We start from the raw sequence: 24,533 nt of genomic DNA on the forward strand, positions 1-24,533 counted from the left end.
TGCGGCGGCCGGCGTGTGGTCCGGGCGCAGCCGGGGGTGGCCCTCCGCCGAGCGGCACGCCGGCGGCGCCCGCCTTCGACCCCACCCCCCTCAGTCCGGTGTCGTGCTGCCGCAGGTGAACGGGGTCTCCGACGTGCCGCGGCCCGTCGCGTAGGCGTCGTCGTGGGCGGTGGGGTGGTGGGCGAGGAGGCCGCCGTCGCGGGAGAAGTGGGGGAGGAAGAGGGCGAGGGCGGGGTCGCCGTAGAGGGCGACGTAGAGCAGCACGTCGCGGGCGTCGGTGACCTCGCGGCGGTGGGCCGGCAGCGGGTGGCGGGACCGGAGGGCGGACAGCAGGCGGCGGGCCGCGCGGGTGGTCGGCGGGACGCAGAGCAGGGCGAGGGCCGCGAGCACCGGGACCGCGCCCAGGGCGAGCCCCGGGGCGGACACTCCGGTCGCCGCGAGCCCCCCGGCGACCGTCAGCGGGACGCACACCAGGAGCACCCGGGCCGCCCGGTGCCGCCCGGGCGGGCGGAGCAGCCCGGTCCGGCCCAGTTCCGCGCGGAGCGCGTCGAGCGCCTGCCGGGCCTTGGGCCGGGTGGCGAGCAGCCGCAGCGTGAGCGCGCGCTGCAGCGAGCGGTGCACGCCGAGCTGGAGCGGATCGCGTGTGCGCCCGGCGCCGCCGTTGGCGCGAATCGTGCCCCGGCGCCCTGCCGCGACCGCCCCGCGCTGGTGCAGCGCGACGAGCGCCACCACGACCGCCGCGCGCGGCCCGCCGCGCAGCAGCGCGAGCGCCTGCGGCGGCAGCTCAGGACGCTCCTGGCTGCGGGCACGCAACAGCAGTGCCGCGAAGGAGAGTTGAGCAACGGCGGCCCCCAGGAACCACCACATCCCCGTTGTCATGACGTCCACCCCCACAGGTGTTGTGCCCGGGGGAGCGCCCGTCCTCACGTGCGAATGGCCGAAACCGTCAGGGTGCGCCGGCGGCGAGCAGCGCACCCGCCGGGGGATTGACGGGCTGCGGTGTGCCGGTGAGGTCGAGCACGAACAACGGGATGCCGAGCCCGTCCGCCCGCTCGTGCGCCTCGGGGGTGTAGCCGGCGAGCGAGAAGCAGACGCTCGTCGCCGCGTTGCTGAGCCCGTTGAGCCAGAGGCACTCGACGGCCCGCAGCCCGGTCGGCCGGGTGCTCGGGTCGACCTGGGCGACGAGACCCGGGCCCCGCAGATCGACGGCCGAGGCCGAGCGCTCCTCCGGCTGGACCACGTCCCGGAAGCCCAGCCAGCGCAGGTATCCGGCGGACGCGGCGACCGCGTCCCGGGCGGTCCTGATCGTCACCGGCCGGAAGGACGGGCGCGGCGCCTCGGGGAGCGGCCTGCCCTGGACAGACCCGGACCCGGACCCGCACCCGGACCCCGACCCGGACCCCGACCCGGACGCCGGCGGCGGTGCGGGGTGCCGCAGTGCGAAGGGCGGGGGAGCGTCGGGCGCCCGGTCCCCGAGGCCCCGCGCCCGTTCGGACCGTCCCGGCCGCGGTCCGCGCCCGTGCGTCGCCTGCGGGGGCACGACCCTGTTCCCGGGCTCCTCGCCCGGGGCCCGTACCGGCACCCGCAGCACCGCCCCGCACACGCAGCCCACCTCGGGGTGCGGCCAGTCGGAACGGCGGGCGCAGGCCGGGCACTGGACGGTGACCCACTCGTCGGACCAGTTGCGATGAGTGACGGGAACGGCCTCGGCGCCGGCGATCACCGGAGGAGCGAGCGGCCTGCCGCACGAGCAGGGGAAGGCGGGTGCCGCGTAGTGCAGCGCGCGGAGGCATTCCGGACAGCGCACCTCTACCGACTCGGCCACGGACGTACCCCCTCTGCGACGTGCGCCCCCATCGTCCACCAATTCGGCCGTCCGGGGGAGCGACTTCGGCCATCGCGTGCCAGGACGTCCCTTGACGCCTCTCCCCCGCCCGACCTACATTGCTTCCGTATAGCAGAACAGTACTTCCGCATTATGGAAACAAGTCGCTGGGGCTCCTGCCGGAGCCGCCGCGCCTGTGTCCCCTGGCCGAAGCAGGAGCACTCCCATGCCTCGTATGACCGCCGCCGCAGCGGCCGTTGAGATCCTCAAGCGCGAAGGCGTCACCAACGCGTTCGGTGTGCCCGGCGCGGCGATCAACCCCTTCTACCGCGAGCTCAAGAACGTCGGCGGCATCAGCCACACGCTGGCCCGCCACGTCGAGGGCGCCTCCCACATGGCCGAGGGCTACACCCGCGCCAAGGCCGGCAACATCGGTGTCTGCATCGGTACCTCCGGCCCCGCCGGCACCGACATGATCACCGGTCTGTACTCGGCGATCGCCGACTCGATCCCGATCCTCTGCATCACCGGCCAGGCCCCGGTCTCGAAGCTCCACAAGGAGGACTTCCAGGCCGTCGACATCGCCACGATCGCGAAGCCGGTCACCAAGGCCGCGACGACCGTCCTGGAGGCCGCGCAGGTCCCCGGCGTCTTCCAGCAGGCCTTCCACCTGATGCGCTCCGGCCGCCCCGGCCCGGTCCTCATCGACCTGCCGATCGACGTCCAGCTGACCGAGATCGAGTTCGACCCGGAGACCTACGAGCCACTGCCGGTCTACAAGCCGTCCGCGACCCGCGCCCAGGCCGAGAAGGCGCTGACCTTCCTCCTGGAGTCCGAGCGCCCGCTGATCGTCGCCGGCGGCGGCATCATCAACGCCGACGCCACCGACCTGCTCGTCGAGTTCGCCGAGCTGACGAACATCCCGGTCATCTCCACCCTCATGGGCTGGGGCACCATCCCGGACGACCACGAGCTCGCGGCCGGCATGGTCGGCGTCCAGACCGCGCACCGCTACGGCAACGCGACCTTCCTGGAGTCGGACCTCGTCCTCGGCATCGGCAACCGCTGGGCCAACCGCCACACCGGTTACAACCTCGACGCCTACACCCAGGGCCGGAAGTTCGTGCACGTCGACATCGAGCCCACTCAGCTGGGCAAGATCTTCGCCCCGGACTACGGCATCGCCTCCGACGCCAAGGTCGCCCTGGAGCTGTTCGTCGAGATCGCCAAGGAGTGGAAGGCCGCCGGCACGCTGCCGGACTTCTCCGCCTGGGCCGCCTCCGCGCAGGAGCGCAAGGCCACCCTGCAGCGCCGTACGCACTTCGACAACATCCCGATGAAGCCGCAGCGCGTCTACGAGGAGATGAACAAGGCCTTCGGCAAGGAGACGCGCTACGTCACCACCATCGGCCTCTCCCAGATCGCGGCCGCGCAGTTCCTGCACGTCTACAAGCCGCGCCACTGGATCAACTGCGGTCAGGCCGGCCCGCTCGGCTGGACCATCCCGGCCGCCATCGGCGCCGCCACCGCCGACCCGGAGACCCCGGTCGTCGCGCTCTCCGGCGATTACGACTTCCAGTTCATGATCGAGGAGCTGGCGGTCGCCGCCCAGCACAAGGTCCCCTACGTCCACGTCCTCGTGAACAACGCCTACCTCGGTCTGATCCGGCAGGCGCAGGGCGGCCTCGGCATCAACTTCGAGGTCAACCTCGAGTTCGAGAACATCAACACCCCGGAGATCGGCGTCTACGGCGTCGACCACGTCAAGGTCGCCGAGGGCCTGGGCGTCAAGGCCATCCGGGTCACCGACCCCGACAAGCTGGGCGAGGCGCTGGAGGAGGCCAAGAAGCTGGCCGTCGAGCACCGGGTCCCGGTCGTCGTCGAGGCGATTCTGGAGCGCATCACCAACATCGCGATGAGCAAGACGGTCGACATGAGCGACGTCACCGAGTTCGAGGACCTGGCCACCGAGCCGGGCCACGCGCCCACCGCGATCAAGGCCCTGAAGGTCTGATCCAGGCTGTCAAAGTCCGATCAAGGCCCTGAAGGTCTGATCAGGGAGCCGTGAGACGGCCCCCGCCCCGAGAAGCACCGGGGCGGGGGCCGTCTTGTGCCGCCACGAGCACCGCGCCCGCCTCCGTCCACTCGTACAGGACCGAACGGCCCGCCCGCCCCCGCCGTACGAGCCCGGCGTCCCGCAGCACCTTCAGATGGCGCCCGACCGACCCCAGGCCCTGGCCGGTCAGCGCCACCAACTGGCTGGTGGACAACGGCGATCCGAGCCGTACGAGCACCCCGGCGCGGGCCGTCCCGAGCAGGACCGCCAAGGCCTCGGGCACCGCCGGACCGGCCGTGTCCGCCAGAACTCCCGCGCAGGCGTAGACGATCGCGTAGCGTTCCGTCCCCTCCCACGAGGACCAGCCGGTGGCCGGTGTCACCGGCACGAGCAGCAGCCGCCCCCTGTCGACCGAACGGGGGGGATAGTCCCGGGTGTTGATCTGGAGCCGGCCGTCTCCGAGCCAGCGCATCTTCCCCGGGCACAGTTCGTCCAGGGCCGCCGCCCAGCCGCCGCGGCTCAACAACGCCGTGCGCGCCAGCACATCGGCCTCCAGGATCCGGCGCCGGCGCGCCCACTCCGGCCGGACCGTCTCCCGCCACACCCAGCCGAGCACGCCCGCGAGCCGCTCGGGCAGATCGCGCGCCGAGCACAGCGGCTCCGGTACCGGGCCGCCGATCGCCACCGCCAACTGGGCGACGGCGTCGCCCGGTTCGGTCGCTCGGACCGCCTCGACCTCCTCCTCGAAACTCCGCTCGCCGTCACCCGCCGGGGTCGGGGTGAGGAAGTCCGCGTTCCAGGTGGGGCCGATCGCCGCCCGCACGAGCAGCGCGTCGAGCGGCTCGGCCGCGAGCCGATCCCGGTACGCGGACAGGTGCCGGCCGAGCCAGGCCCGCTCGCCCGGGTGCGTCGCCGCCCCCGCGTGCAGCGTCTTGAGCGAGGCGACCGTCTCGGCGAGCGGCGAGAGCACGAACGCGCTACCCGCCAGAGTGTCCGTGCCGATCCGCCACCAGCCCATGTTTCGCCTCCCCGCGAAACAATAACGGTGCCGCACCGCGCGCCCGGAGACTCCGCGGCATGCCCCGCTACCGCGACGTCTTCCGCGTCCCCGAGTTCACCCCGCTCTTCCTCAGCGGATCCGCGCACTCCGCCGCCCAGACCCTGGCCGGCCTCGGCCTCGCCACCCTCGTCCACCGGGCCACCGGATCACCACTGCTGTCCGCCCTCGCCATGTTCGGCCCGGCCCTCGCCCAGCTGGTCGGCGCCACGACCCTGCTGTCCGCGGCCGACCGGCTGCCGCCGCGCGCGGCCCTGAGCGGCGTCGCGCTGCTCTTCGCGGCCGGCACCGCCGCCCAGGCGCTGCCGGGCCTGCCGGTCGCGGTGGCCTTCGCGCTGCTCTTCCTCCAGGGCCTGGCCGGTTCCGTCGGCGGCGGCGTGCGCTACGGCCTCGTCAACGAGATCCTGCCCCCCCAGCCGCTTCCTGCTCGGCCGGTCCGTGCTGAACATGTCCGTCGGCGTCTGCCAGATCGCCGGCTTCGCCACCGGCGGCGTCCTGCTCGCGCTGCTGTCGCCGCGCGGGGCGCTCCTGGCCGGCGCCGCCCTGTATCTGGCCGGGGCGCTGCTCGCCTACCGAGGCCTGTCCGCGCGGGCGCCGCGCGCCGCCGGACGGCCCTCGCCGGGGGAGACCTGGCGGACCAACGCCCGGCTGTGGTCCTCGCCCGCCCGACGGCGGATCTATCTGGCCCTGTGGGTGCCCAACGGGCTGATCGTGGGCTGCGAGTCGCTGTTCGTGCCGTACGCCCCCGAGCGCGCCGGCTTCCTCTTCACCTGCGCCGCCGTGGGCATGCTGGCGGGGGACACCGCCGTCGGCCGCTTCGTACCGCGGAGGTGGCGGGGCCGGCTCGCGGCGCCCCTGCAGACCCTGCTCGCCGCCCCGTACCTGATCTTCGTCCTCCGGCCGGGGCTGCCGCTCGCGGTGCTCGCCATCACCGTCTCGGCCGTCGGGTACGCGGCGAGCCTGCTGTACCAGGAGCGGCTCACGGCGCTCGTACCGGAGGAACTGAGCGGGCACGCCCTCGGGTTGCACGCCTCCGGCATGCTGGCGCTCCAGGGACTGAGCGCGGCCCTGGCCGGAGGGCTCGCCCAACTCGCCTCGCCCGCCACGGCGATGTCGATGCTGGCGCTCGCCTCGCTCGCGGTGACCGCGGCCCTGTCCGTCCAGGAGCTGCGCATGCGGAAGGGGCGCACGCGCAAGAGCGCGGAACCAGGGACCGTAAACCTGGTTCCGCGCTCTCGTTGGTGACCGCCCGACGGTGCGAGGCTGGCGCGACAGGACGTTCGCGCCGCCGGGCGGAGTCTGTGCCCCTTCCGTCTTCCGCGCGAGAAGGGGGTGCGTCGGACCGCGGTGGCGCCGACGGGAGCTGCGGCCGGTCCCTTCCTTCAGGTCAGGAAGGGGAGCTTGCAGTCCCTTACCACCGCACTGGCTCGGAGCCACCGCGGTCCTCACGCTGTCCGGTTCACCGACCACCCCTCATCCGGGCCGGTGATCCGGACCGCGTACGGCTCTGACCTCCCGTCAGAAGCCGTACGCAGCCTGGGTGTCGTGCCGGAGGCTCAGTCCTCGCGCAGGGCGCGGACGGCCTCCTCGACGCGCCGGCCGTACTCGGCGTCGGCGGCGGCGAAGTGGGCGAGGTTCTTCTCGATGACGTCGTCGCGGGAGACCTGGGAGAGACTGCCGGCGATGTTGGACACCAGACGGGACTTCTCGTCCTCGGACATCAGGCGGTAGAGCTCACCGGCCTGGAAGAAGTCGTCGTCCTTGACGTGGGCCGGGGCCGCGTGGGTGCCGGTCCAGCCGTGGATCGCCAGCGGCGCGGACAGCGCGGCGTCGGTCTGCGCCGGACCCTGGTACGAGTTGGGCTCGTAGTTCTTGTCGTGGCGCGAGCCGTTGCGGGTGGCCATCAGGCCGTCGCGGCCGTAGTTCTCGGCGGAGGTAGCCTTGGGGGCGTTGACCGGCAGCTGGGTGTGGTTGACGCCGAGGCGGTAGCGGTGGGCGTCCGCGTAGGCGAAGAGGCGGCCCTGGAGCATCTTGTCCGGCGACGGGCCGATGCCCGGGACGAAGTTGTTCGGGGAGAACGCGGCCTGCTCGACCTCGGCGAAGACGTTGTCCGGGTTGCGGTCGAGGACCAGCCGGCCCACACGCTGCAGCGGGTAGTCCGCGTGCGGCCACACCTTCGTGAGGTCGAAGGGGTTGAAGCGGTAGTCCGCGGCCTCGGCGGCCGGCATCACCTGGACGTAGAGGGTCCAGGAGGGGCTCACGCCGCGCTCGATGGACTGCAGCAGGTCGGTCTGGTGCGAGTTGGCGTCCTTGCCGACCAGCTCGGCGGCCTGCTCGGCGGAGAGGCTGCGGACACCCTGGTTCGTCTTGAAGTGGTACTTGACGAAGAAGGCCTCGCCCGCCTCGTTGGTCCACTGGTAGGTGTGCGAGCCGTAGCCGTTCATGTGGCGGTACGAGGCGGGGATGCCGCGGTCGCCGAACAGCCAGGTCACCTGGTGGGTCGCCTCGGGGGCGTGGGCCCAGAAGTCCCAGACGTTGTCCGCCTCCTGCTTGCCCGTGAAGGGGTCGCGCTTCTGGGAGTGGATGAAGTCGGGGAACTTGATCGGGTCCTTGATGAAGAACACCGGGGTGTTGTTGCCGACGAGGTCGTAGTTACCCTCCTCGGTGTAGAACTTCAGCGCGAAGCCGCGCGGGTCGCGGACCGCGTCCGCGCCGCCGAGCGAGTCGGCCACGGTGGAGAAGCGCAGGAACAGCTCGGTCTTCTTGCCGACCTCGGAGAGGAAGGCGGCCTTGGTGAAGGCGGTGACGTCGTCGGTCACCTCGAAGTAGCCGTACGCGCCCGAGCCGCGGGCGTGCACCACACGCTCCGGGATGCGCTCACGGTTGAAGCGCGCGAGCTTCTCCAGGAGGTGCTGGTCCTGGAGGAGGAGGGGGCCACCGACGCCGGCGGTGGCGGAGTTCTGGTTGTCGGCGACGGGGGCGCCGGACTCGGTCGTAAGCACGCGCTTCGACATGGTGACCTTCCGTGAGCTGCACTGCTGACTGGTGAAGTGCTCTGGAGCGTAGGTACGCCCGGCGAAAAACGTCAACAGTTTGTTGAAAATGAAGAGTGGTGTTCCGGACGGCGGCGACGCCTGGGCGCGACAGGACAGGTTGTCGGCGCCGCCGCCGTCCGGAAATCTGGGCCCCGTCGGAACGGGGGACCGGGTCAGACCTGCTGGCCGGAGAGGCGCTCGACGGCGCGCAGCAGGGCCGAGTGGTCCAGGCCGCCGTCGCCCTGCGCGCGCAGGGAGGCGACGAGCTGGGCGACCACGGCGCCGACCGGGAGGGCCGCGCCGACGTTGCGGGCGGCGTCGGTGACGATGCCCATGTCCTTGTGGTGCAGGTCGATCCGGAAACCGGGCTTGAAGTCGCGGTTCAGGAAGTTGTCCTTCTTGCGGGTCAGGACCGTGGAGCCGGCCAGACCGCCGTTGAGGACGTCCAGGGCGGCGTTGAGGTCCACGCCGGACTTCTCCAGGAAGACCACGGCCTCGGCGCACGCCTGGATGTTGACGGCGACGATGAGCTGGTTGGCCGCCTTGACCGTCTGGCCGGAGCCGTGCGGGCCGCAGAGGACGATGGTCTTGCCGAGGGCCTCCAGGATCGGGAGGGCCGCGTCGAAGTCGGCCTGCTCGCCACCCACCATGATCGACAGGACGGCCTCGATGGCGCCGGCCTCGCCGCCGGAGACGGGGGCGTCGATGACGCGGATGCCCTTCTCCTTGGCGTTCCTGGCCAGGTCGACCGAGGTCTGCGGGGTGATCGAGGACATGTCCACGATCAGCGCGCCCTGCTTCGCGTTCTCCAGGATCCCCTCGGGGCCGTAGGAGATGGCCTCGACCTGCGGGGAGGCGGGCACCATCGTGATGATCACGTCGGCGTCCTTGACCGCCTCGGCGATCGAGCCGGCCGCGGTGCCGCCGGCGGCGGCCAGGCGGTCCAGCTTGTCCTGCTCCAGGGTGAAGCCGGTCACGGAGTAGCCGGCCTTGATCAGGTTCTCGGACATGGGGGAGCCCATGATGCCGAGACCGATCCACGCAATCTTGGGAAGGGTCATGAGGGTGCCTCTCGAAAACAAGGTGGTACGGGGAGGGGGCGCCGGGCGTGTCGGCGTCGGGCGTCAGCGGGCCGGGCGGGCCTCGGCCGGGAGCCACTCGAAGGACGCGGCGGCGTCGGCGGCCTTGTACTCCAGGCCGACCCAGCCGTCGTAACCGGCCTTCCTCAGCTCGTCGAGGAGCTGTTCCAGCGGGAGGTCGCCGGTGCCCGGGGCGCCACGGCCCGGCATGTCGGCGATCTGCACGTGGCCGGTCCTGTCCGCGTACGCGGCGATGACCGCGCTGACGTCCTCGCCGTTCATCGCCAGGTGGTAGATGTCGAGAAGGAACTTGGCGTTGCCGAGGCCGGTGGCCGCGTTCACCCTGTCGACGACCTCGATCGCGGCGGGGGCGCTCACCAGCGGGTAGAGCGGCGACTCCGGCTTGTTGAGGGTCTCGATCAGCAGGATCGCGCCGACCCGGTCGGCCGCGCGGGCGGCCAGGACCAGGTTCTCCAGGGCGAGCTCGTCCTGGACGGCCGGGTCGACGCCCTCGACGCGGTTGCCGTACAGCGCGTTGAGCGCCGTGCAGCCGACCGAGGCCGCGAAGTCCGCGGCGATGTCGATGTTGGCCTTGAACCGGTCCGACTCCTGGCCGGGCACCGAGACCGCGCCGCGGTCCGGGCCGGGCAGCTGTCCGGCGTAGAAGTTCAGGCCCACCAGCTGGGTGCCGGCGTCCTCGAGCGCCTTCTTCAGGGCGTCGAGCTCACTCTGCTCGGGGGTGGCGGTGTCGATCCAGGGCCACCACAGCTCGACCGCGGTGAAGCCCGCCGCGGCGGCGGCCGCGGGGCGCTCCAGGAGCGGGAGTTCCGTGAAGAGGATCGACAGGTTCACATCGAAGCGCTGGTCCGGGACTGCGCCTTCAGAGAAGCGGGCCATGAGGGGCGGCGCTCCTTCCGTATTGCGGAAGTAACTTTCTGTCTGACGGAAGGTTGCAGGGCGGGCGCCGCACTTGTCAAGAGGTCCCCGCAGGTCCGGGGCTCCCCGCGGGCCGGGGGCGGGCCGTAGCGTGGGGGCATGGTGCGTTTGAGAGTGGAGTTCACGACCGAGCCGTTCGACCTCGACGAGGCGCCGGCGCACGCGGTCGTGGCACGTGAGGTCATCCAGTCGGCCGAACTGGACGCGGTGGACGTGGGCCCCTTCGGCAACACGGCCGAGGGCGGCGCCGACGCCGTGCTCACCGCGGTGGACGCGCTGCTGCGCAAGTCCCTGGCGGCCGGTGCGACCCGTGTGTCGCTCCAGGTCAATGTGATCGACGGGGCCGCTGGGGCGGACGGAACGGGTGAGGGCGACAGATGAGCGAGCATCCTCTGGTCTCGGCGGTGAAGCCGCTGGTGGACGCGATGGGCGCCGAGCTGCTCGTACCCGAGCAGGCTGAGCCGGACGACGTGGTCCTCGCCTGGGAGGGGGAGGACGTGCTCGCCGTACGACTGCCGCAGCTGTCCGAATCCCTGGACCACATCCTCGCCGCCATGGAAAGACGGCACGGGATGCCGCTCTCCGAGCTGGACCGCAAGACCAAGCAGGAGGTCGTGCGGATCCTTGAGGCGCGCGGTGCCTTCTCGGTGCGCCACGGAGTGGAGACGGTGGCCGGCGCGCTCGGCGTCAGCCGCTTCACCGTGTACAACTACCTGAACCGGGAGACCGCCCTGAACAGGGAAAAGGCGCCCAAGAACGGCTAGTCGATCATTCCGTGCCGGAAGCCGTCGTCCAGTTGTCGGGACGACGGCTTTTGTGTGGCCGAGTTTTCAACAAAGTGTTGACGTGGTGTTGCGGAGGGCGTTAGCTATCCGCAGCCCGTCCGACGCACAGCGAAAAACAGCCACGGAGGCATCCCGTGACTTCTGGTACGACTCCGGGTCTGACCCGGTTCAACACTTCGGCGGAGGGCGACGCGCTCGCCGCGCTGCACGAGGTGTGCACGAGTTCGGCGTGGGCGAGCAAGCTCCTCGCCCAGCGCCCGTACGCCACGGTCGACGCCCTCTTCCGGGCCAGTGACGCCGCCATGGCCGAGCTGACCGCCGAGGATCTCGCCGACGCGATGGCGGGCCACCCGCCGATCGGTCGTCCCAAGGAAGGGGACCCGACCTCCTCCCGCGAGCAGAGCGGGATGGCCGGCGCCTCCGCGGACCTCAAGGCCGAGATGCTCGAACTGAACCTGGCCTACCAGGACACGTTCGGACATGTCTTCCTGATCTGCGCCACCGGGAAGACCGGCGAGCAGATGCGCGACGCGATCCGTGAGCGGATCGGTAACTCGCCCGAGCGGGAGCGGGAGATCGTCCGCACCGAACTGGGCAAGATCAACCGCATCCGTCTGAACCGTCTCGTCGAGACCATCGAGGAAGAGAACCGATGAGCACCGACACCACCGCATCGGTGTCCACCCACATCCTGGACACCAGCATCGGCCGGCCGGCCGAGGGAGTGGCCATCACGCTCGCGGCCCGCGCCGGCTCCGACGCCGAGTGGGCGGCCCTGGGCGGCTCCGCCACCGACGCGGACGGGCGCTGCAAGGACCTCCCGGCCCTGCCGGAGGGCACGACCCACGTACGGCTCGATTTCCGGACCGAGTCGTACTTCCTGAGCAAGCAGAACAAGCAAGCCGAGGCGCAGCAGGACGCCCCCGCGAATCGGGACAGCGGTGCGGCCGGTGTGTTCTTCCCGGAGGTGGCGATCACGTTCGCCGTCGTCCCGGGCGAGCACTACCACGTACCGCTGCTGCTCAACCCGTTCGGCTACTCCGTTTACCGAGGGAGCTAGCAGACATGCCCACGATTCTCGGCCAGAACCAGTACGGCAAAGCAGAGAACCGCGTCGTCAAGATCACCCGTGACGGTCGCACGCACCACATCAAGGACCTGAACGTCTCCGTCGCCCTCTCCGGTGACCTCGACGACGTCCACCTCACCGGCTCCAACGCCCACTGCCTCCCCACCGACACGACGAAGAACACCGTCTTCGCGTTCGCCAAGGAGTACGGCATCGAGTCCGCCGAGCAGTTCGGCATCCACCTCGCCCGCCACTTCGTGTCGAGCCAGGAGCCGATCCAGCGGGCCCGGATCCGGATCGAGGAGTACGCCTGGGAGCGGATCGCCAGCTCCGACGCCAACTCCAAGTTCATCGGCGCCGACGAGGTCAACCACTCCTTCGCCCGCAAGGGCCAGGAGACCCGCGTCACGCAGATCACCTACGACGGCGAGAAGTGGGAGGTCATCTCCGGCCTCAAGGACCTCGTCGTCATGAACTCCACCAACTCGGAGTTCTGGGGCTACATCAAGGACAAGTACACCACCCTCCAGGAGGCGTACGACCGGATCCTCGCCACCCAGGTGTCGGGCCGCTGGCGGTTCAACTGGACCGACGACGACCAGCGCATGCCCAACTGGGAGCGGTCCTACGAGCAGACCAAGAAGCACATGCTCGAGGCCTTCGCGGAGACCTACTCGTACTCCCTGCAGCAGACGCTGTACCAGATGGCCACGCGGATCATCAACAACCGCGCGGAGATCGACGAGGTGCGCTTCTCGCTCCCGAACAAGCACCACTTCCTGGTGGACCTCGAGCCCTTCGGCCTGAAGAACGACAACGAGGTCTACTACGCCGCGGACCGCATGTACGGCCTGATCGAGGCCACGGTCCTGAGGGACGGCGCCACGGCGCAGATCCCGGTCGACATGACCAATCTCTGAGCGGCCCTGAGTGACCCGGTCCCCGCCCGCCCGCAGTCGGGCGGGGACCGGCACCAGACCGGAGGGACCCAGCATGGCACTGCCCGCAAAGGGGCCGGCATCCGCCGAAGGCCCGTGTTCCACCCCGTCCACCCCGGCTCCGACCTCGGCCCCGTCCGCGGCCGACTGCCACCCGGTGGACGAGAGACTCCCCGCCTCGCGGCTCGTCCCCGCGGCTCTCCAGCACATCGCCGCCATGTACGCCGGCGTGGTCACCCCTCCGCTCATCATCGGCCAGGCCGTCGGCGTCGTCTCGCTGACCCGGGTGCGCAGCCGCTATGTGGTCGCCGTCGCCGGCGGCGCCCTCCTGGTCCTCGGTGCCTTCCCGGTGCTCGGCGCGGTGGTCTCGCCGGTCCCCATGCCGGTCCTCGGCGGCGCGGGTATCGTCCTCTTCGGCTCGATCGCGGTCAGCGGCATCCGTACGCTGTCCGAGGCCGGCCTGGACGACAGCTCCAACATCGTCCTGGTGGCGGTCGCGCTCGGCACGGGCATCATCCCGCTCGCCGCACCCACCTTCCACGCCGGATTCCCCGCCTGGGCACAGACCGTGCTCGGCTCCGGCATCAGCGCCGGCGCGCTCGTCGCCGTCCTGCTGAACCTGTTCTTCCATCATCTCGGCACCCGGAGCCGTCACGCGGCTCCGGCACTCAAATCCTCCTAGGGTCCTGCCGTGCCCTCCCCCTACGACTTCGTCATGGGGGGACCCCCACCCCCTTGGAATGAAGGAAGCACCGCCATGGCAGCACCTTCGGCAGCCCCCCAGCGCATCGTCATCGAGAACGCGGCGATCGCGACCGTGGACGCGAACGACACCGAGTACGCCACCGGTCACCTCGTCGTCGCCGACAACAAGATCGAGTCGCTGGGGGCCGGCCGGGCCCCCGAGGGCCTGGAGAACGTGGTCCGGCGGATCGACGCCACCGGCCATCTGATCACGCCGGGTCTGATCAACACCCACCACCACTTCTACCAGTGGATCACCCGCGGCCTCGCGACCGACCACAACCTCTTCGACTGGCTGGTGGCGCTGTACCCGACGTGGGCGCGCATCGACGAGGCGATGGTCCGCACCGCCGCCCAGGGCTCGCTCGCCATGATGGCCCGCGGCGGTGTCACCACCGCGATGGACCACCACTACGTGTACCCGCAGGGCTCCGGCGACCTGTCCGGCGCCATCATCGGCGCCGCCGCCGACATGGGCGTCCGCTTCACCCTCGCCCGCGGCTCCATGGACCGCAGCGAGAAGGACGGCGGCCTGCCGCCGGACTTCGCCGTCGAGACCACCGAGGGCGCGCTCGCCGCGACCGAGGCGACGGTGAAGCAGTACCACGACGCCTCCTTCGACGCGATGACCCAGGTCGCCGTCGCCCCCTGCTCGCCCTTCTCCATCTCCACCGAACTGCTGCGCGAGGGCGCGGCCCTCGGCCGCCGGCTCGGCGTGCGCATGCACACCCACGGCTCGGAGACCGTGGAGGAGGAGAAGTTCTGCCACGAGCTGTTCGGCATGGGCCCGACCGACTACTTCGAGTCCACCGGCTTCCTCGGCGAGGACGTGTGGATGGCGCACTGCGTCCACATGAACGACTCCGACATCGCCGCCTTCGCCCGCACGAAGACCGGTGTCGCACACTGCCCGTCCTCCAACGCGCGCCTCGCCGCCGGCATCGCCCGCGTCCCCGACATGCTGAAGGCGGGCGTCCCGGTCGGCCTCGGCGTCGACGGCACCGCCTCCAACGAGTCGGGCGAACTGCACACCGAGCTGCGCAATGCCCTGCTCATCAACCGCCTCGGCGCCCACCGCGAGGCCGCGCTCAACGCCCGCCAGGCCCTGCGCCTCGGCACCTTCGGCGGCGCGCAGGTGCTCGGCCGCGCCGACAGCATCGGCTCCCTGGAGCCGGGCAAGCTCGCCGACTTCGTCCTCTGGAAGATCGACGGCCTCGGCCACTCGTCGATCGCCGACCCGGTCACCGCCATCGTCTTCGGCGCGGCGGCCCCGGTCACCGCCTCCTTCGTCAACGGCCGGCAGATCGTCGAGAACAACCGACTGCTCACCGCCGACGAGGACGCCATCGCGCGCGACGCGCGCGCGGAGGCCCAGCGCCTGGCCCGTATCGCGGCCCAGGCCTGACCCCTCCCCAAGGAGTCCGACCGAGGGGGACGGCCCTCGGTCGGTCACCGCGGACCCGAGCGGGGTCCGCGGCTGCCGGGCCGGGGGGTGTGCGTACGCACCAGTCGTACGGCACCCCCCGGAACGGTGTATCCACGTCCGCACCCCCACCGGACATCCGTCCCGCGCGGCACCCCCTCCGCCGGCGCACCGCACCACCCCGCATCGAGCCGCACCTCCTGCACCTCGCACCGCATCGCACCACCTCCCTGACACCCGCGTCCCCGCCGACGTGTACCCGACCGGAGGAACCGCCGTGGCCGCCAAGCCCCAGGTTCGCAATGCACAAGACGCAGGCAGCCCCCCAGACGGAGACCGGAGCAGGCATCCGGTCGACGAGACCCTGCCCCCACTGAGAATGCTCACCAGCGGTCTGCAGCACGTGGCCGCCATGTACGCGGGCGTCGTCGCCCCGCCCCTGATCGTCGGAGCGGCCGTCGGCCTCTCCGGGACCGAGCTGACGTTCCTCACGGGCGCCAGTCTCTTCACCGCCGGACTCGCCACCTTTCTCCAGACCCTCGGCGTCTGGAAGATCGGCGCCAAGCTCCCGTTCGTCAACGGCGTCACCTTCGCCGGCGTCGCCCCGATGCTCGCCATCGTCGACACCACGAAGGACAAGGCCGACGCCCTCCCCGTGATCTTCGGCGCGATCATCGTCGCCGGACTCCTCGGCTTCATGGCCGCCCCCTGGTTCTCCCGCCTCGTGCGGTTCTTCCCGCCGGTCGTGACCGGCTCCGTCATCACCCTGATCGGTGTCTCACTGCTTCCGGTCGCCTTCGGCTGGGCCCAGGGCCCCAACCCCCAGGCGTCCGACTACGGTTCGACCACCTATCTCTCCCTCGCCGGCATCACCCTGGTCGTCGTGCTGCTCCTGCGCCGCTTCACCCGCGGCTTCCTGAAGCAGATCGCCGTCCTGGTCGGTCTGGTGCTCGGCACGCTCATCGCGATCCCCTTCGGCGTCACCGACTTCAGCCCGGTGACGGAGGCCGACATCGTCGGCTTCCCGGCCCCGTTCCACTTCGGTGCCCCGCAGTTCGCGCTCGCCGCGATCATCTCGATGTGCGTGGTCATGCTGGTCTCCATGACCGAGTCGACCGCCGACATGCTCGCCCTCGGTGAGATCGTCGACCGGCCGGCCGACGAGAAGATCATCGCGGCCGGTCTGCGCGCCGACACCCTCGGCTCGGCGATCAGCCCCCTCTTCAACGGCTTCATGTGCAGCGCCTTCGCGCAGAACATCGGTCTGGTCGCGATGACCCGGATCCGCAGCCGGTTCGTGGTCGCCTGCGGTGGCGGCTTCCTGGTCCTCATGGGCCTCTCGCCCGTGGCCGCCTCGCTGATCTCGGTCGTGCCCCGGCCGGTGCTCGGCGGCGCGGGTGTCGTCCTCTTCGGCTCGGTCGCCGCGAGCGGCATCCAGACCCTGGTCAAGGCCGGCCTGGAGAAGGACAACAACGTGCTGATCGTCGCCGTCTCGCTGGCGGTCGGCATCATCCCGATCACCAGGCCGGAGTTCTACCATGCCTTCCCCGAGACGGCGAAGATCATCCTGGACTCGGGCATCTCCACCGGCTGCGTGGCCGCCGTGGTGCTCAACCTGGTCTTCAACCACATCGGCAGGAGCCGGGACGCCGACACGGTGACCGCGCCGATGGAGCCGGGCGAGGAGATCTCCGAGACCGCCTCCGCGAAGGCGGTCCACGTCCACTGAACCGCCCGCACCACCCCCCGACCGCCCCGGTCCCCGCGCACGCCGCGGGGCCCGGGGCGCCGGGCGTGCTCCCGCCCATGGTGGTCCTCGTCAACCCCAACACCTCGGCGGCCACCACCCGGATGATGACCGGCATCGCCCGCCGCGCCCTCGCCGGCACGGGACTCCGGGTCCGGGGCGTCACGGCCGCCGCCGGCCCGCCGATGCTCACCGACCCGGCCGCCCTGCGCGCCGCCGCCCCGCACGTCGTGGCGGCCGCGCACCAGGCGGTGGCCGGGGGCGACTGTGCGGCCCTGATCGTCGCGGCCTTCGGCGACCCGGGAGTGCCCGAACTCCGCGCAATGCCGGGGCCGGTGCCCGTCCCGGCGCCGGGGCAGTTGCTGGTGCCCGTGCCCGTGCCCGGTCCGGTGCCTGCTTCGGCGTCTGGTCCCGTGCCCGTGCCGGTGCCTGGTCCCGCGCCCGGGCCGGTGTCCGTCCCCGTGCCCACGCCCGTCCCGGTGGTCGGCATCGGCGAGGCGGCCCTGGCCGAGGCCGCGGCGGGTGGCCGGCGCTTCGGGATCGCGACCACCACCCCGCGCCTGGCCGGCTCGCTCGACGCCCAGGTCGCACGCCTGGGTCTCAGCTCCTCGTACACGGGAGCCCGCTTCACCACCGGCGCACCCGAACTCCTGGCCGCCCGCCCCGAGTCGCTGCTCGTCGCCCTGGAGACGGCCGTCCGCGCCTGCGTCGTACGGGACGGGGCCGAGGCGGTCGTCATCGGCGGCGGCCCGCTCGGCGAGGCCGCCGACGCCCTCCAGTCGCGTCTCGCCGTCCCGGTGGTCGCCCCGATTCCGGCCGCCTGCCGCCGGATCGCCGACGCCCTCGGCGTCTCCGGCCCCTGACACCCCCTCAACGCTCCACCTCCATCCGCCGCCCGCACTCGCGGGCCAGATGCGGATAGGCGGCCGCGATCGCCTCGTACACCCGGCGGCGCAGCAGCCGCTCCGCCTCGGCGCGGCCGGTGTCGCCGTACAGTCCGTCGAGCAGCGTGTCGTACCGCGACAGCGCGTGCCGGAGGTAGCCCACCTGCCAGCGGATCATCGAGCCCGCCGTCGCCCCGCCGGGACTTCGGGCCCCCAGCAGGTGCCGGTGCCGCACCGCGCGCCGCTCCAGCTCGGCGGCGGGCAGCCGGGGGACCTCGATGGGTTCGGCTCGGATCGTCGCGAGGACCGCCCGGCGCCGTCGCTCGGCACCCGCGCCCGCCGCCGCCGAGCCGCGCCCCGCCACGGCCGCGGCGCCCAGGAACTCCGGGGTGCGCTCCACCGCCTCGACCCGCGCGAGGAGATAGAGCAGCACCGGCGCGAGCGACCAGCGTCGTGGGTCGCGCCCCTGGACGTCGGCCCGGCCGAGCAGTTCGCCGATCATCGCGTCGCTCCACCCGCGCCGGCGCAGCCCGGCCATCGTCACATACGTCGTACGGTCCGTCACGATTCCCCCAGATTCGACTACGTAGAGTGATGAATCCAGTGAAGCGCACGCCACTGACAACGCCCCCTTGCCGCCGCGTCACCCGCCGTGCGATATAGGTCCAGACCTTTCACCCGTGTTCGGCCGGACGGAGGCACCCCCCATGCAACGCCCCCTCGCCGCACCCCTGTTGACCCTGTCCGCACTCGCCCTCACGGCCACCGCCCTCACCGCCTGCTCCGGTGCCGCCGCGGCCCCCGAGGACACCCGCGCCCCCACCACCCCCGCCGGCGTCACCGCCACCGCCGGCAGCGCCACCACCGTCCACGTCATGTGGACCGCCGCCACCGACGACACGGCCGTCACCGGCTACGCCGTCTACCGCCAGGGCCACAAGATCAAGGACCTGCCCGCCGGCACCCTGATGACCGACGTCACCGGCCTCGCCCCCGCCACACCCCACACCTTCACCGTCCGCGCCCGCGACGCCGCCGGCAACGTCTCCCCTGACAGCGCCGCCGTCACCGCCACCACCCCCACCGCGAGCGCCGAGGACCGCACCGCCCCCACCCGCCCCACCGCCCTGCGCGTCACCCCCGCAGGACCCGACGCCGCCGCCCTCACCTGGCGTCCCGCCCGCGACGACACCCGCGTCACCGCCTACGACGTCTACCAGTCCGGCTCCCGCGTCCACACCGTCCCCGGCACCGCCACCGAGGCCCGCGTCACCGGCCTGCGCCCCGCCACCGCCTACTCCTTCACCGTCCGCGCCCGCGACGCCGCCGAGAACTCCTCCCCGGACAGCGAAGCGGTCCCGCTCACCACCCCCGCCGTCCCCGGACACCGCCCCGCCACCGCCCCCACCGGCGTCACCGTCCGCGCCGCCAAGGGCGCGCTCACCGTCACCTGGACCCCGCCGCGCACCGCCACCCCCGTCAAGGAGCACCAGCTCCACCTGAACGGCCGCTTCGCCACCACCATCGTCTGGGGCGCCGACCCCGGCCCAGGCCCGGTCGGCTACACCCTCACCGTCCCCGCCACCCCCGGCGTCCGGTACGCCCTCACCCTGCGCGCCAAGCTCCCCGACGGCACCTGGGGCGACTTCTCGACGCCGACCACGGTGGTGACGGTCTGACGGACGTCGCCGACCCGGCACACCGCCCCGCCCCGAACTACGCTGGGAAGCGTGGCCGAGATCGTTCTCACCAACACCGGTCTTGACGCGTTCCTGGCAGCGCACCCCGAGTTCCGGGGACCCGGCGCGGCCCGGGCCGCCGACGCCGTCCTGGGCCTGCTCGCACTGCGCGGGGCGGACCGGACCAGCGGACTGCCGGAGCCCACGCCCGCGCTGGTCAGACGGCTCCTCGTGGAGGACCTGCCCGCCTTCGTGGGCGCCGCGCCCACCGAGCTCGACGTCTACCCGGCGGTGCTCCGGGCCCTCGTCGAAGCGCTCGACGGCGAGCGCCGCCGGCGCGTCGAAGGGGCGATCGGCGAGGCCGAGCCCGACTTCGCCCGCGCCATGGGCGACCCCGGCAACCTCACCTGGCCCCGCTGGTACGCCCAGTTGCTGCGCGCCGACGGCACCGACCCCGGCGACCCCGCAGCCGTACGCGACTGGCTCGCCCGGCTCGACGGGCCGCCACTGCCCGACGGCATGCGCCGGGCCGACCTCATGGGCCGCACCGCACTCGCCGACGTGCTCCTCGCCGAGGTCCTGACCAGGGCCTACGTCCGCGACGCCGAGCATCCGCCGGCCGCCGGACCGCTGCTCGGCGACCACGACGTGGCCCAGGGCATCGGGACCGTCGCCGCCGCCCTGCTCGACCGCTGGACCGCCGCCGGACTCGCCGAGGAACTGGCCGGCCCCTACGCCCACCTCGCCCCCGGCCCCGACGACTTCCCCCACCTCGTCCTCGCCGACGCCCTCCTCGACGAGCACCTCGACTACTACGGCGACCCCGCCGTGCCGCTCCCGCCGCCCGAGACCCAGGCCGCCGAGGACGACGTGGAGGCCGAAGCCGACCTCCTCGCCGCCGCCGTCGACGCCCTCGAAGGCGCGGACGGGGAGGACTCGGGCCCGTACGGCGGCGAGGCCGCGCACCTGCTCTACACGCTCTACCAGCGCGGCTGCTCCGCCGAGTCGGTCGCCCGCCGCGCCGCCGAGTTCGAGGACTGGACCGTGGACCCGGCCCTGGAGGACGCGCCGGTCCCCGTACCGCCGCCCGCCTCGACCGGCTACACCACCCCGACGGCCGGCGAACTCGCCCGGCTGCTCGGCACCCCCGGCCTCACCGACACCGACCGCGCCCGGCTCGACAAACCGGCCCGCGAGCTCGCCGCCGTGGTCGACCGGCTCGCCGTCACCGGACTCGTCTTCCGCAGCGGGGACGCCTTCGGGCTCACCCCGCGCGGCTGCGCCGCAGTCCGCTATCTGCTCGCGGTGCGCCGGGTCGAGGTCCCCGACGCCGCCGAGACGGCGGGCTGGGAGGCCGCCCACCTGGTGGCCGCCGCCGAGGGCTGGCCGCCGGCCGCCGCGGGCCGGGTGCTCGGCGCCTGGCTGACCGCCCGGGACGGCGCCGAGCGGGCCTGGGGCGAACTGTTCGACGCGGTCGGCACGGTCAACGCCGGCACCTCCGACGCCGCCTCGACCCGGGCGCTGCTCGGTCTGCTCGACTGGTCCGCCGTGCCCACGGGCGCGCTCCACGCCGCCCTCGCCGACCCGGTGGCCGGCGCCCGGGCCGCCGCGGAGCTGACCGCGCGCGGCGAGCCGGTGGACCCGGCCGCGGTGCCGGCCTCCGCCCGCGCGCTCGCCGTCCTGGACGGGCTCCCGGCGAAGAAGGGGCCGCTGGAGTCCCGCCGTACCGCCTTCGACACGGCGGCCGCCGCCTGGCCCGGCGGGTCGGCGGCGCTGGTCGCCACGATGACGGCCGCGGACCCGCACGAGACCGTGCGGGTCCTGAAGCCGCTGGGCGTCGGCCTGCCCTGAGTGGCCCGGTGGCCCGGTGGCCCGGTGGCCCGGTGGCCCGGTGGCCCGGCGGCCTGGCGGCTTGGCGGCTTGGCGGCCTGGCGGCCTGGCCGGAGGGGCCGGGGGCCGGGGACGATCAGCCGGTGGTCAGGTACATCCCCGAGGCGCCCGTGCCCGCCGTGTTCCGGCAGCCGTAGTTCCCGGCCGTGCGGGCGTTGATCAGCGCCAGACAGCGGCCGAGCGCCAGCTGCCCGTAGTAGTTCGGGTGCATGTCCTCCTGGAGCGGACCCTGGGTCTCGTTCTGGTCGATCCAGCGCGCCCACTCGCTGGTGGTCGCCGAGGCCGGGACGGTCGAGGTCACCTGCTTGCTGGCCTTCGCGCACACCTCGCGGCCCTGCAGCATGTCGCGCAGGTCGAGGAACTGCGCGCCCTTCGCCGTCGCCACCGTCTTCAGCCGGTTCGCGATCTGCGGGACGAGGGAGTCGCGGGCCCAGTCGGAGTCCAGGTTCCAGAAGGGGCAGCCGCCGGTGTTCACCCGGCTCCAGCCGCTCTCGCCGTAGCGGTTCTCGGCGGCCCGGGGGATGGGGGACGGGTACGACTGGAGCACGATCCGGTAGTCGGCGGACGCGTAGCCGGCGCCGGTCATCACGGTCCGGATCTCGTCGATCGCCTTGCCGACGTTCGCCATCACTCCGTCGATCTTCGCGTCGACGACGGCCTGCTGGTCGTCGTGGCAGTAGGAGTACCAGACGATGTAGTCGGTGGCGCAGGTGGTGATGATGTCGGCGAAGCCCAGGTCGTTGCCGCCGATGGAGAGCGCGATCAGCTTCACGTCACGGGTGGCGGCGACGGCGGCGAGCTGGTCGGCCTGCGGGGCCTCGCCCTTGTAGGAGACGCCTCCGGCGACCGAGCGGAAGACGTTCTGCGTCGTGGCGCCCGAGCAGGCGAGGTTGATCCGCTCGGTGGTGAGCGCGCCCGCGCTGTTCACCTCGGCCGAGTCCGAACGGTGACAGCCGTTGGCCTCGGTGCTGCCGTAGACCCGGCTGGGGTCGTAGGCGCTGCCGGTCCAGGCCCGGTCGGTGCCGTTGCGGCTGCCGCTGGTGGTCAGGCTGTTGCCCTGCCAGCGGCCGGCCTCGCCGGAGATGTAGCTGTCGCCCATGGTGACGACGGCGGTGGGGCCGCTGCCGGGGGAGGCCAGGGCGGGCGAGGGCGCCAGGGTGACGAGTCCGGCGGCCAGGCACAGGGGGAGCAGTCCGCGCAGCGCGCGGTGGCGGAACGAAGGCATGGCTGTGCTCCTGCGGAGTGCGGTGCGCAGTGAGTGGGGGACAGCCGCCGGCCGGTGGCATGGCGGAATTTCGCACGCGCCGGCTTGTTACCGCTAGGTAGTTGCATATCTCGGTTGCGTCACGTGACTTGTGAAACGCCATGGATCGAAAACCGTCCGTTCCTTCCGCAAACGGCTACAAGCCTTCGCGGGCACGGAAAGACCCCCGCCGCCGGGTGCTCGTGCGAGCACCCGGCGGCGGGGGTCGGTTTGCGGCCCATCAGGGCGGGCCTGGACGGCTGTTGTGCGGTCAGCCGACCAGCTGGTCGTACGCGGGGAGAGTCAGGAAGTCCGCGTAGTCGGCGTCCAGGGAGACATGCAGCAGGAGGTCGTGCGCCTGCTGCCACTTCCCGGCCGCGAAGGCCTCCTCGCCGATCTCGGCGCGGATCGCGGCCAGCTCCTCGGCGGCCACCTCGCGGGCGAGCTCGGGGGTGGCCTTCACGGATTCCCCGGCGTGCTCGAACTCGACCCCGGCGTTGATCCACTGCCAGATCTGCGAGCGCGAGATCTCGGCGGTGGCCGCGTCCTCCATCAGGTTGAAGATGGCGACGGCGCCCAGGCCGCGCAGCCAGGCCTCGATGTAGCGGATGCCGACCTGGACCGCGTTGCGCAGGCCCTCGTAGGTCGGGTGGGCGTCGAGCGAGGCGATGTCGATCAGCTCGGGGCCGGCGACGTGCACGTCCTCGCGCAGCCGGTCCTTCTGGTTCGGCTTCTCGCCGAGGACCGCGTCGAAGGAGGCCATGGCGATCGGGACCAGGTCGGGGTGGGCGACCCAGGAGCCGTCGAAGCCGTCGCCGGCCTCGCGGTCCTTGTCGGCCTTGACCTTCTCGAAGGCGACCTTGTTGACCTCGGCGTCGCGGCGGGACGGGATGAAGGCCGCCATGCCGCCGATGGCGTGCGCGCCGCGCTTGTGGCAGGTGCGCACGAGCAGCTCGGTGTACGCGCGCATGAACGGGGCCGTCATCGTCACGGCGTTGCGGTCCGGCAGGACGAACTTGGCGCCGCCGTCGCGGAAGTTCTTGACGATGGAGAAGAGGTAGTCCCAGCGGCCCGCGTTCAGCCCGGCGGCGTGGTCGCGGAGTTCGTAGAGGATCTCCTCCATCTCGTACGCGGCCGTGATGGTCTCGATGAGGACCGTGGCGCGGACGGTGCCCTGCGGGATGCCGACGTAGTCCTGGGCGAAGACGAAGATCTCGTTCCAGAGGCGGGCCTCCAGGTGCGACTCCGTCTTCGGCAGGTAGAAGTAGGGGCCCTTGCCGAGGTCGATGAGGCGCTGGGCGTTGTGGAAGAAGTAGAGGCCGAAGTCGACCAGCGCGCCCGGGACCGGGCGTCCGTCGACCGTCAGGTGGCGCTCCTCCAGGTGCCAGCCGCGCGGGCGCATGACGACCGTGGCCAGCTCCTCGGCCGGCTTCAGGGCGTAGGACTTGCCCGACCCCGGGTCGGTGAAGTCGATGTTCCGGGTGTAGGCGTCGATCAGGTTGACCTGACCGAGGACCACGTTCTCCCAGGTCGGCGCCGAGGCGTCCTCGAAGTCGGCGAGCCAGACCTTCGCACCCGAGTTCAGCGCGTTGATCGTCATCTTGCGGTCGGTCGGGCCGGTGATCTCCACGCGCCGGTCGTTCAGCGCCGCCGGGGCGGGCGCGACCTTCCACGAGTCGTCGGCGCGGATCGCCGCGGTCTCGGGCAGGAAGTCCAGGGAGGAGGTGCGGGCGATCTCGGCGCGGCGCTCGGCGCGGCGGGCGAGCAGTTCGTCCCGGCGCGGGGTGAAGCGACGGTGCAGCTCGGCCACGAAGGCGAGGGCCGCGTCGGTGAGCACCTCCTCCTGGCGCGGCAGGGGCTCGGCTTCGACGACGACCAGGGAGGACGGCGCTGGTGCGGACATGAACTGTCACTTCCTTCAGCGGACTTCACGGGCGGTGCCAGTCCGGCCGCCGGGCGTCGTCCTGTGGCACGCCGTGCCACAGGCGCCGGATACGGCCGGGAGCGCCGTCTCGGGGGATCGGGCGCTTCTGAACAGTGGATACTAGTTTCCTCATGGTGGAAGTTCAATGGTTTGTTGATGTCGAGATTCTTCGGGTCGACAGAACGTGGCGCTGGGTGCCACTGCCCTCACTCCCGGTGT

Annotated in this window: 20 protein-coding genes and 2 pseudogenes; 13 read left to right on the forward strand and 9 right to left on the reverse strand. The window is 72.2% G+C overall.

All coding sequences use genetic code 11. From position 1 onward, the window contains the following. Positions 1-90: 90 nt before the first annotated feature. Positions 91-879 (reverse strand): TIGR04222 domain-containing membrane protein, encoded by a 789-nt coding sequence (locus AB0M18_RS26450; RefSeq protein ID WP_365762168.1) that lies wholly within the window; start codon positions 877-879, stop codon positions 91-93. 67 nt (positions 880-946) lie between these two features. Beyond that, positions 947-1,312, reverse strand: a complete 366-nt coding sequence (locus tag AB0M18_RS26455) for a hypothetical protein (RefSeq protein WP_365762170.1) — start codon at positions 1,310-1,312, stop codon at positions 947-949. A 739-nt stretch (positions 1,313-2,051) separates the two neighbouring features. On the opposite strand from AB0M18_RS26455, the gene gcl reads away from it, so the two are divergent. After that, a complete protein-coding gene (gcl, locus tag AB0M18_RS26460; protein WP_365762172.1) occupies positions 2,052-3,839 on the forward strand; it encodes a glyoxylate carboligase in 1,788 nt (595 codons plus the stop codon). 40 nt (positions 3,840-3,879) lie between these two features. Here the strand turns inward: gcl and AB0M18_RS26465 are convergent, their stop codons facing one another. Then, positions 3,880-4,899 carry an ArsR family transcriptional regulator gene (locus AB0M18_RS26465; RefSeq protein WP_365762174.1) on the reverse strand — a complete coding sequence of 340 codons (1,020 nt, stop codon included), beginning with the start codon at positions 4,897-4,899 and terminating at the stop codon, positions 3,880-3,882. 59 nt (positions 4,900-4,958) lie between these two features. Between AB0M18_RS26465 and AB0M18_RS26470 the strand changes: the two are divergent. Further along, a pseudogene (locus AB0M18_RS26470) lies at positions 4,959-6,183 on the forward strand (MFS transporter). Between the two features lie 311 nt (positions 6,184-6,494). Here AB0M18_RS26470 and AB0M18_RS26475 read toward each other — a convergent pair. The 3 genes from AB0M18_RS26475 to AB0M18_RS26485 all read right to left on the reverse strand — a co-directional run bounded on the left by AB0M18_RS26475 (position 6,495) and on the right by AB0M18_RS26485 (position 9,949). Continuing rightward, complete coding sequence (locus tag AB0M18_RS26475; protein WP_365762176.1) at positions 6,495-7,952, reverse strand: catalase; 1,458 nt, start codon at positions 7,950-7,952, stop codon at positions 6,495-6,497. A gap of 194 nt (positions 7,953-8,146) precedes the next feature. Next, positions 8,147-9,034, reverse strand: a complete 888-nt coding sequence (locus AB0M18_RS26480) for a 2-hydroxy-3-oxopropionate reductase (RefSeq protein ID WP_365762178.1) — start codon at positions 9,032-9,034, stop codon at positions 8,147-8,149. Between the two features lie 63 nt (positions 9,035-9,097). After that, the gene (locus AB0M18_RS26485; protein ID WP_365762180.1) at positions 9,098-9,949 is read right to left on the reverse strand and encodes a TIM barrel protein; all 852 of its coding nucleotides are present in this window, start codon (positions 9,947-9,949) and stop codon (positions 9,098-9,100) included. A 141-nt stretch (positions 9,950-10,090) separates the two neighbouring features. Here AB0M18_RS26485 and AB0M18_RS26490 point away from each other — a divergent pair, with 141 nt between their 5' ends. The 9 genes and pseudogenes from AB0M18_RS26490 (at position 10,091) to AB0M18_RS26530 (ending at position 17,557) form a co-directional block, all read left to right on the forward strand. After that, positions 10,091-10,369, forward strand: coding sequence for a hypothetical protein (locus AB0M18_RS26490; RefSeq protein ID WP_365762291.1), 279 nt, complete (start codon positions 10,091-10,093; stop codon positions 10,367-10,369). Then, entirely contained in the window at positions 10,366-10,752 is a 387-nt protein-coding gene (locus AB0M18_RS26495) for a helix-turn-helix domain-containing protein (protein ID WP_365762182.1), read from the forward strand. The genes AB0M18_RS26490 and AB0M18_RS26495 overlap by 4 nt, the downstream gene beginning before the upstream one ends. A 155-nt stretch (positions 10,753-10,907) precedes the next feature. After that, a complete protein-coding gene (gene uraD, locus AB0M18_RS26500) occupies positions 10,908-11,429 on the forward strand; it encodes a 2-oxo-4-hydroxy-4-carboxy-5-ureidoimidazoline decarboxylase (protein WP_365762184.1) in 522 nt (173 codons plus the stop codon). Further along, positions 11,426-11,833 (forward strand): hydroxyisourate hydrolase, encoded by a 408-nt coding sequence (gene uraH / locus AB0M18_RS26505; RefSeq protein WP_365762186.1) that lies wholly within the window; start codon positions 11,426-11,428, stop codon positions 11,831-11,833. Before uraD ends, uraH begins: the two co-directional genes overlap by 4 nt. Before the next feature lie 5 nt (positions 11,834-11,838). After that, the gene (gene pucL, locus AB0M18_RS26510; RefSeq protein ID WP_365762188.1) at positions 11,839-12,762 is read left to right on the forward strand and encodes a factor-independent urate hydroxylase; all 924 of its coding nucleotides are present in this window, start codon (positions 11,839-11,841) and stop codon (positions 12,760-12,762) included. A gap of 280 nt (positions 12,763-13,042) precedes the next feature. Beyond that, positions 13,043-13,462 (forward strand): annotated as a pseudogene (locus AB0M18_RS26515) (solute carrier family 23 protein); the annotation flags it as partial. A 75-nt stretch (positions 13,463-13,537) separates the two neighbouring features. Further along, a complete protein-coding gene (locus AB0M18_RS26520) occupies positions 13,538-14,929 on the forward strand; it encodes an 8-oxoguanine deaminase (protein ID WP_365762191.1) in 1,392 nt (463 codons plus the stop codon). Positions 14,930-15,326: 397 nt separating this feature from the next. Beyond that, positions 15,327-16,676, forward strand: a complete 1,350-nt coding sequence (locus AB0M18_RS26525; protein WP_365762193.1) for a nucleobase:cation symporter-2 family protein — start codon at positions 15,327-15,329, stop codon at positions 16,674-16,676. 65 nt (positions 16,677-16,741) lie between these two features. Then, positions 16,742-17,557, forward strand: coding sequence for an aspartate/glutamate racemase family protein (locus AB0M18_RS26530; RefSeq protein ID WP_365762195.1), 816 nt, complete (start codon positions 16,742-16,744; stop codon positions 17,555-17,557). Between the two features lie 7 nt (positions 17,558-17,564). Here the strand turns inward: AB0M18_RS26530 and AB0M18_RS26535 are convergent, their stop codons facing one another. Continuing rightward, on the reverse strand, positions 17,565-18,143 hold the full coding sequence (locus AB0M18_RS26535) for a hypothetical protein (protein WP_365762197.1): 579 nt from the start codon (positions 18,141-18,143) through the stop codon (positions 17,565-17,567). Between the two features lie 142 nt (positions 18,144-18,285). Between AB0M18_RS26535 and AB0M18_RS26540 the strand changes: the two genes are divergently transcribed. Then, positions 18,286-19,257 carry a fibronectin type III domain-containing protein gene (locus AB0M18_RS26540; RefSeq protein WP_365762199.1) on the forward strand — a complete coding sequence of 324 codons (972 nt, stop codon included), beginning with the start codon at positions 18,286-18,288 and terminating at the stop codon, positions 19,255-19,257. A 51-nt stretch (positions 19,258-19,308) separates the two neighbouring features. Next, complete coding sequence (locus tag AB0M18_RS26545; protein ID WP_365762201.1) at positions 19,309-21,108, forward strand: hypothetical protein; 1,800 nt, start codon at positions 19,309-19,311, stop codon at positions 21,106-21,108. Positions 21,109-21,223: 115 nt separating this feature from the next. On the opposite strand, the gene AB0M18_RS26550 is transcribed toward AB0M18_RS26545, so the two are convergent. Both AB0M18_RS26550 and aceB read right to left on the reverse strand, forming a co-directional pair. Continuing rightward, entirely contained in the window at positions 21,224-22,372 is a 1,149-nt protein-coding gene (locus AB0M18_RS26550) for a hypothetical protein (protein ID WP_365762203.1), read from the reverse strand. A gap of 289 nt (positions 22,373-22,661) precedes the next feature. Continuing rightward, positions 22,662-24,293, reverse strand: a complete 1,632-nt coding sequence (gene aceB / locus AB0M18_RS26555) for a malate synthase A (protein WP_365762205.1) — start codon at positions 24,291-24,293, stop codon at positions 22,662-22,664. Positions 24,294-24,533: the final 240 nt, after the last annotated feature.

Source organism: Streptomyces sp. NPDC051909 (assembly GCF_040681095.1).
Lineage (GTDB): Bacteria > Actinomycetota > Actinomycetes > Streptomycetales > Streptomycetaceae > Streptomyces.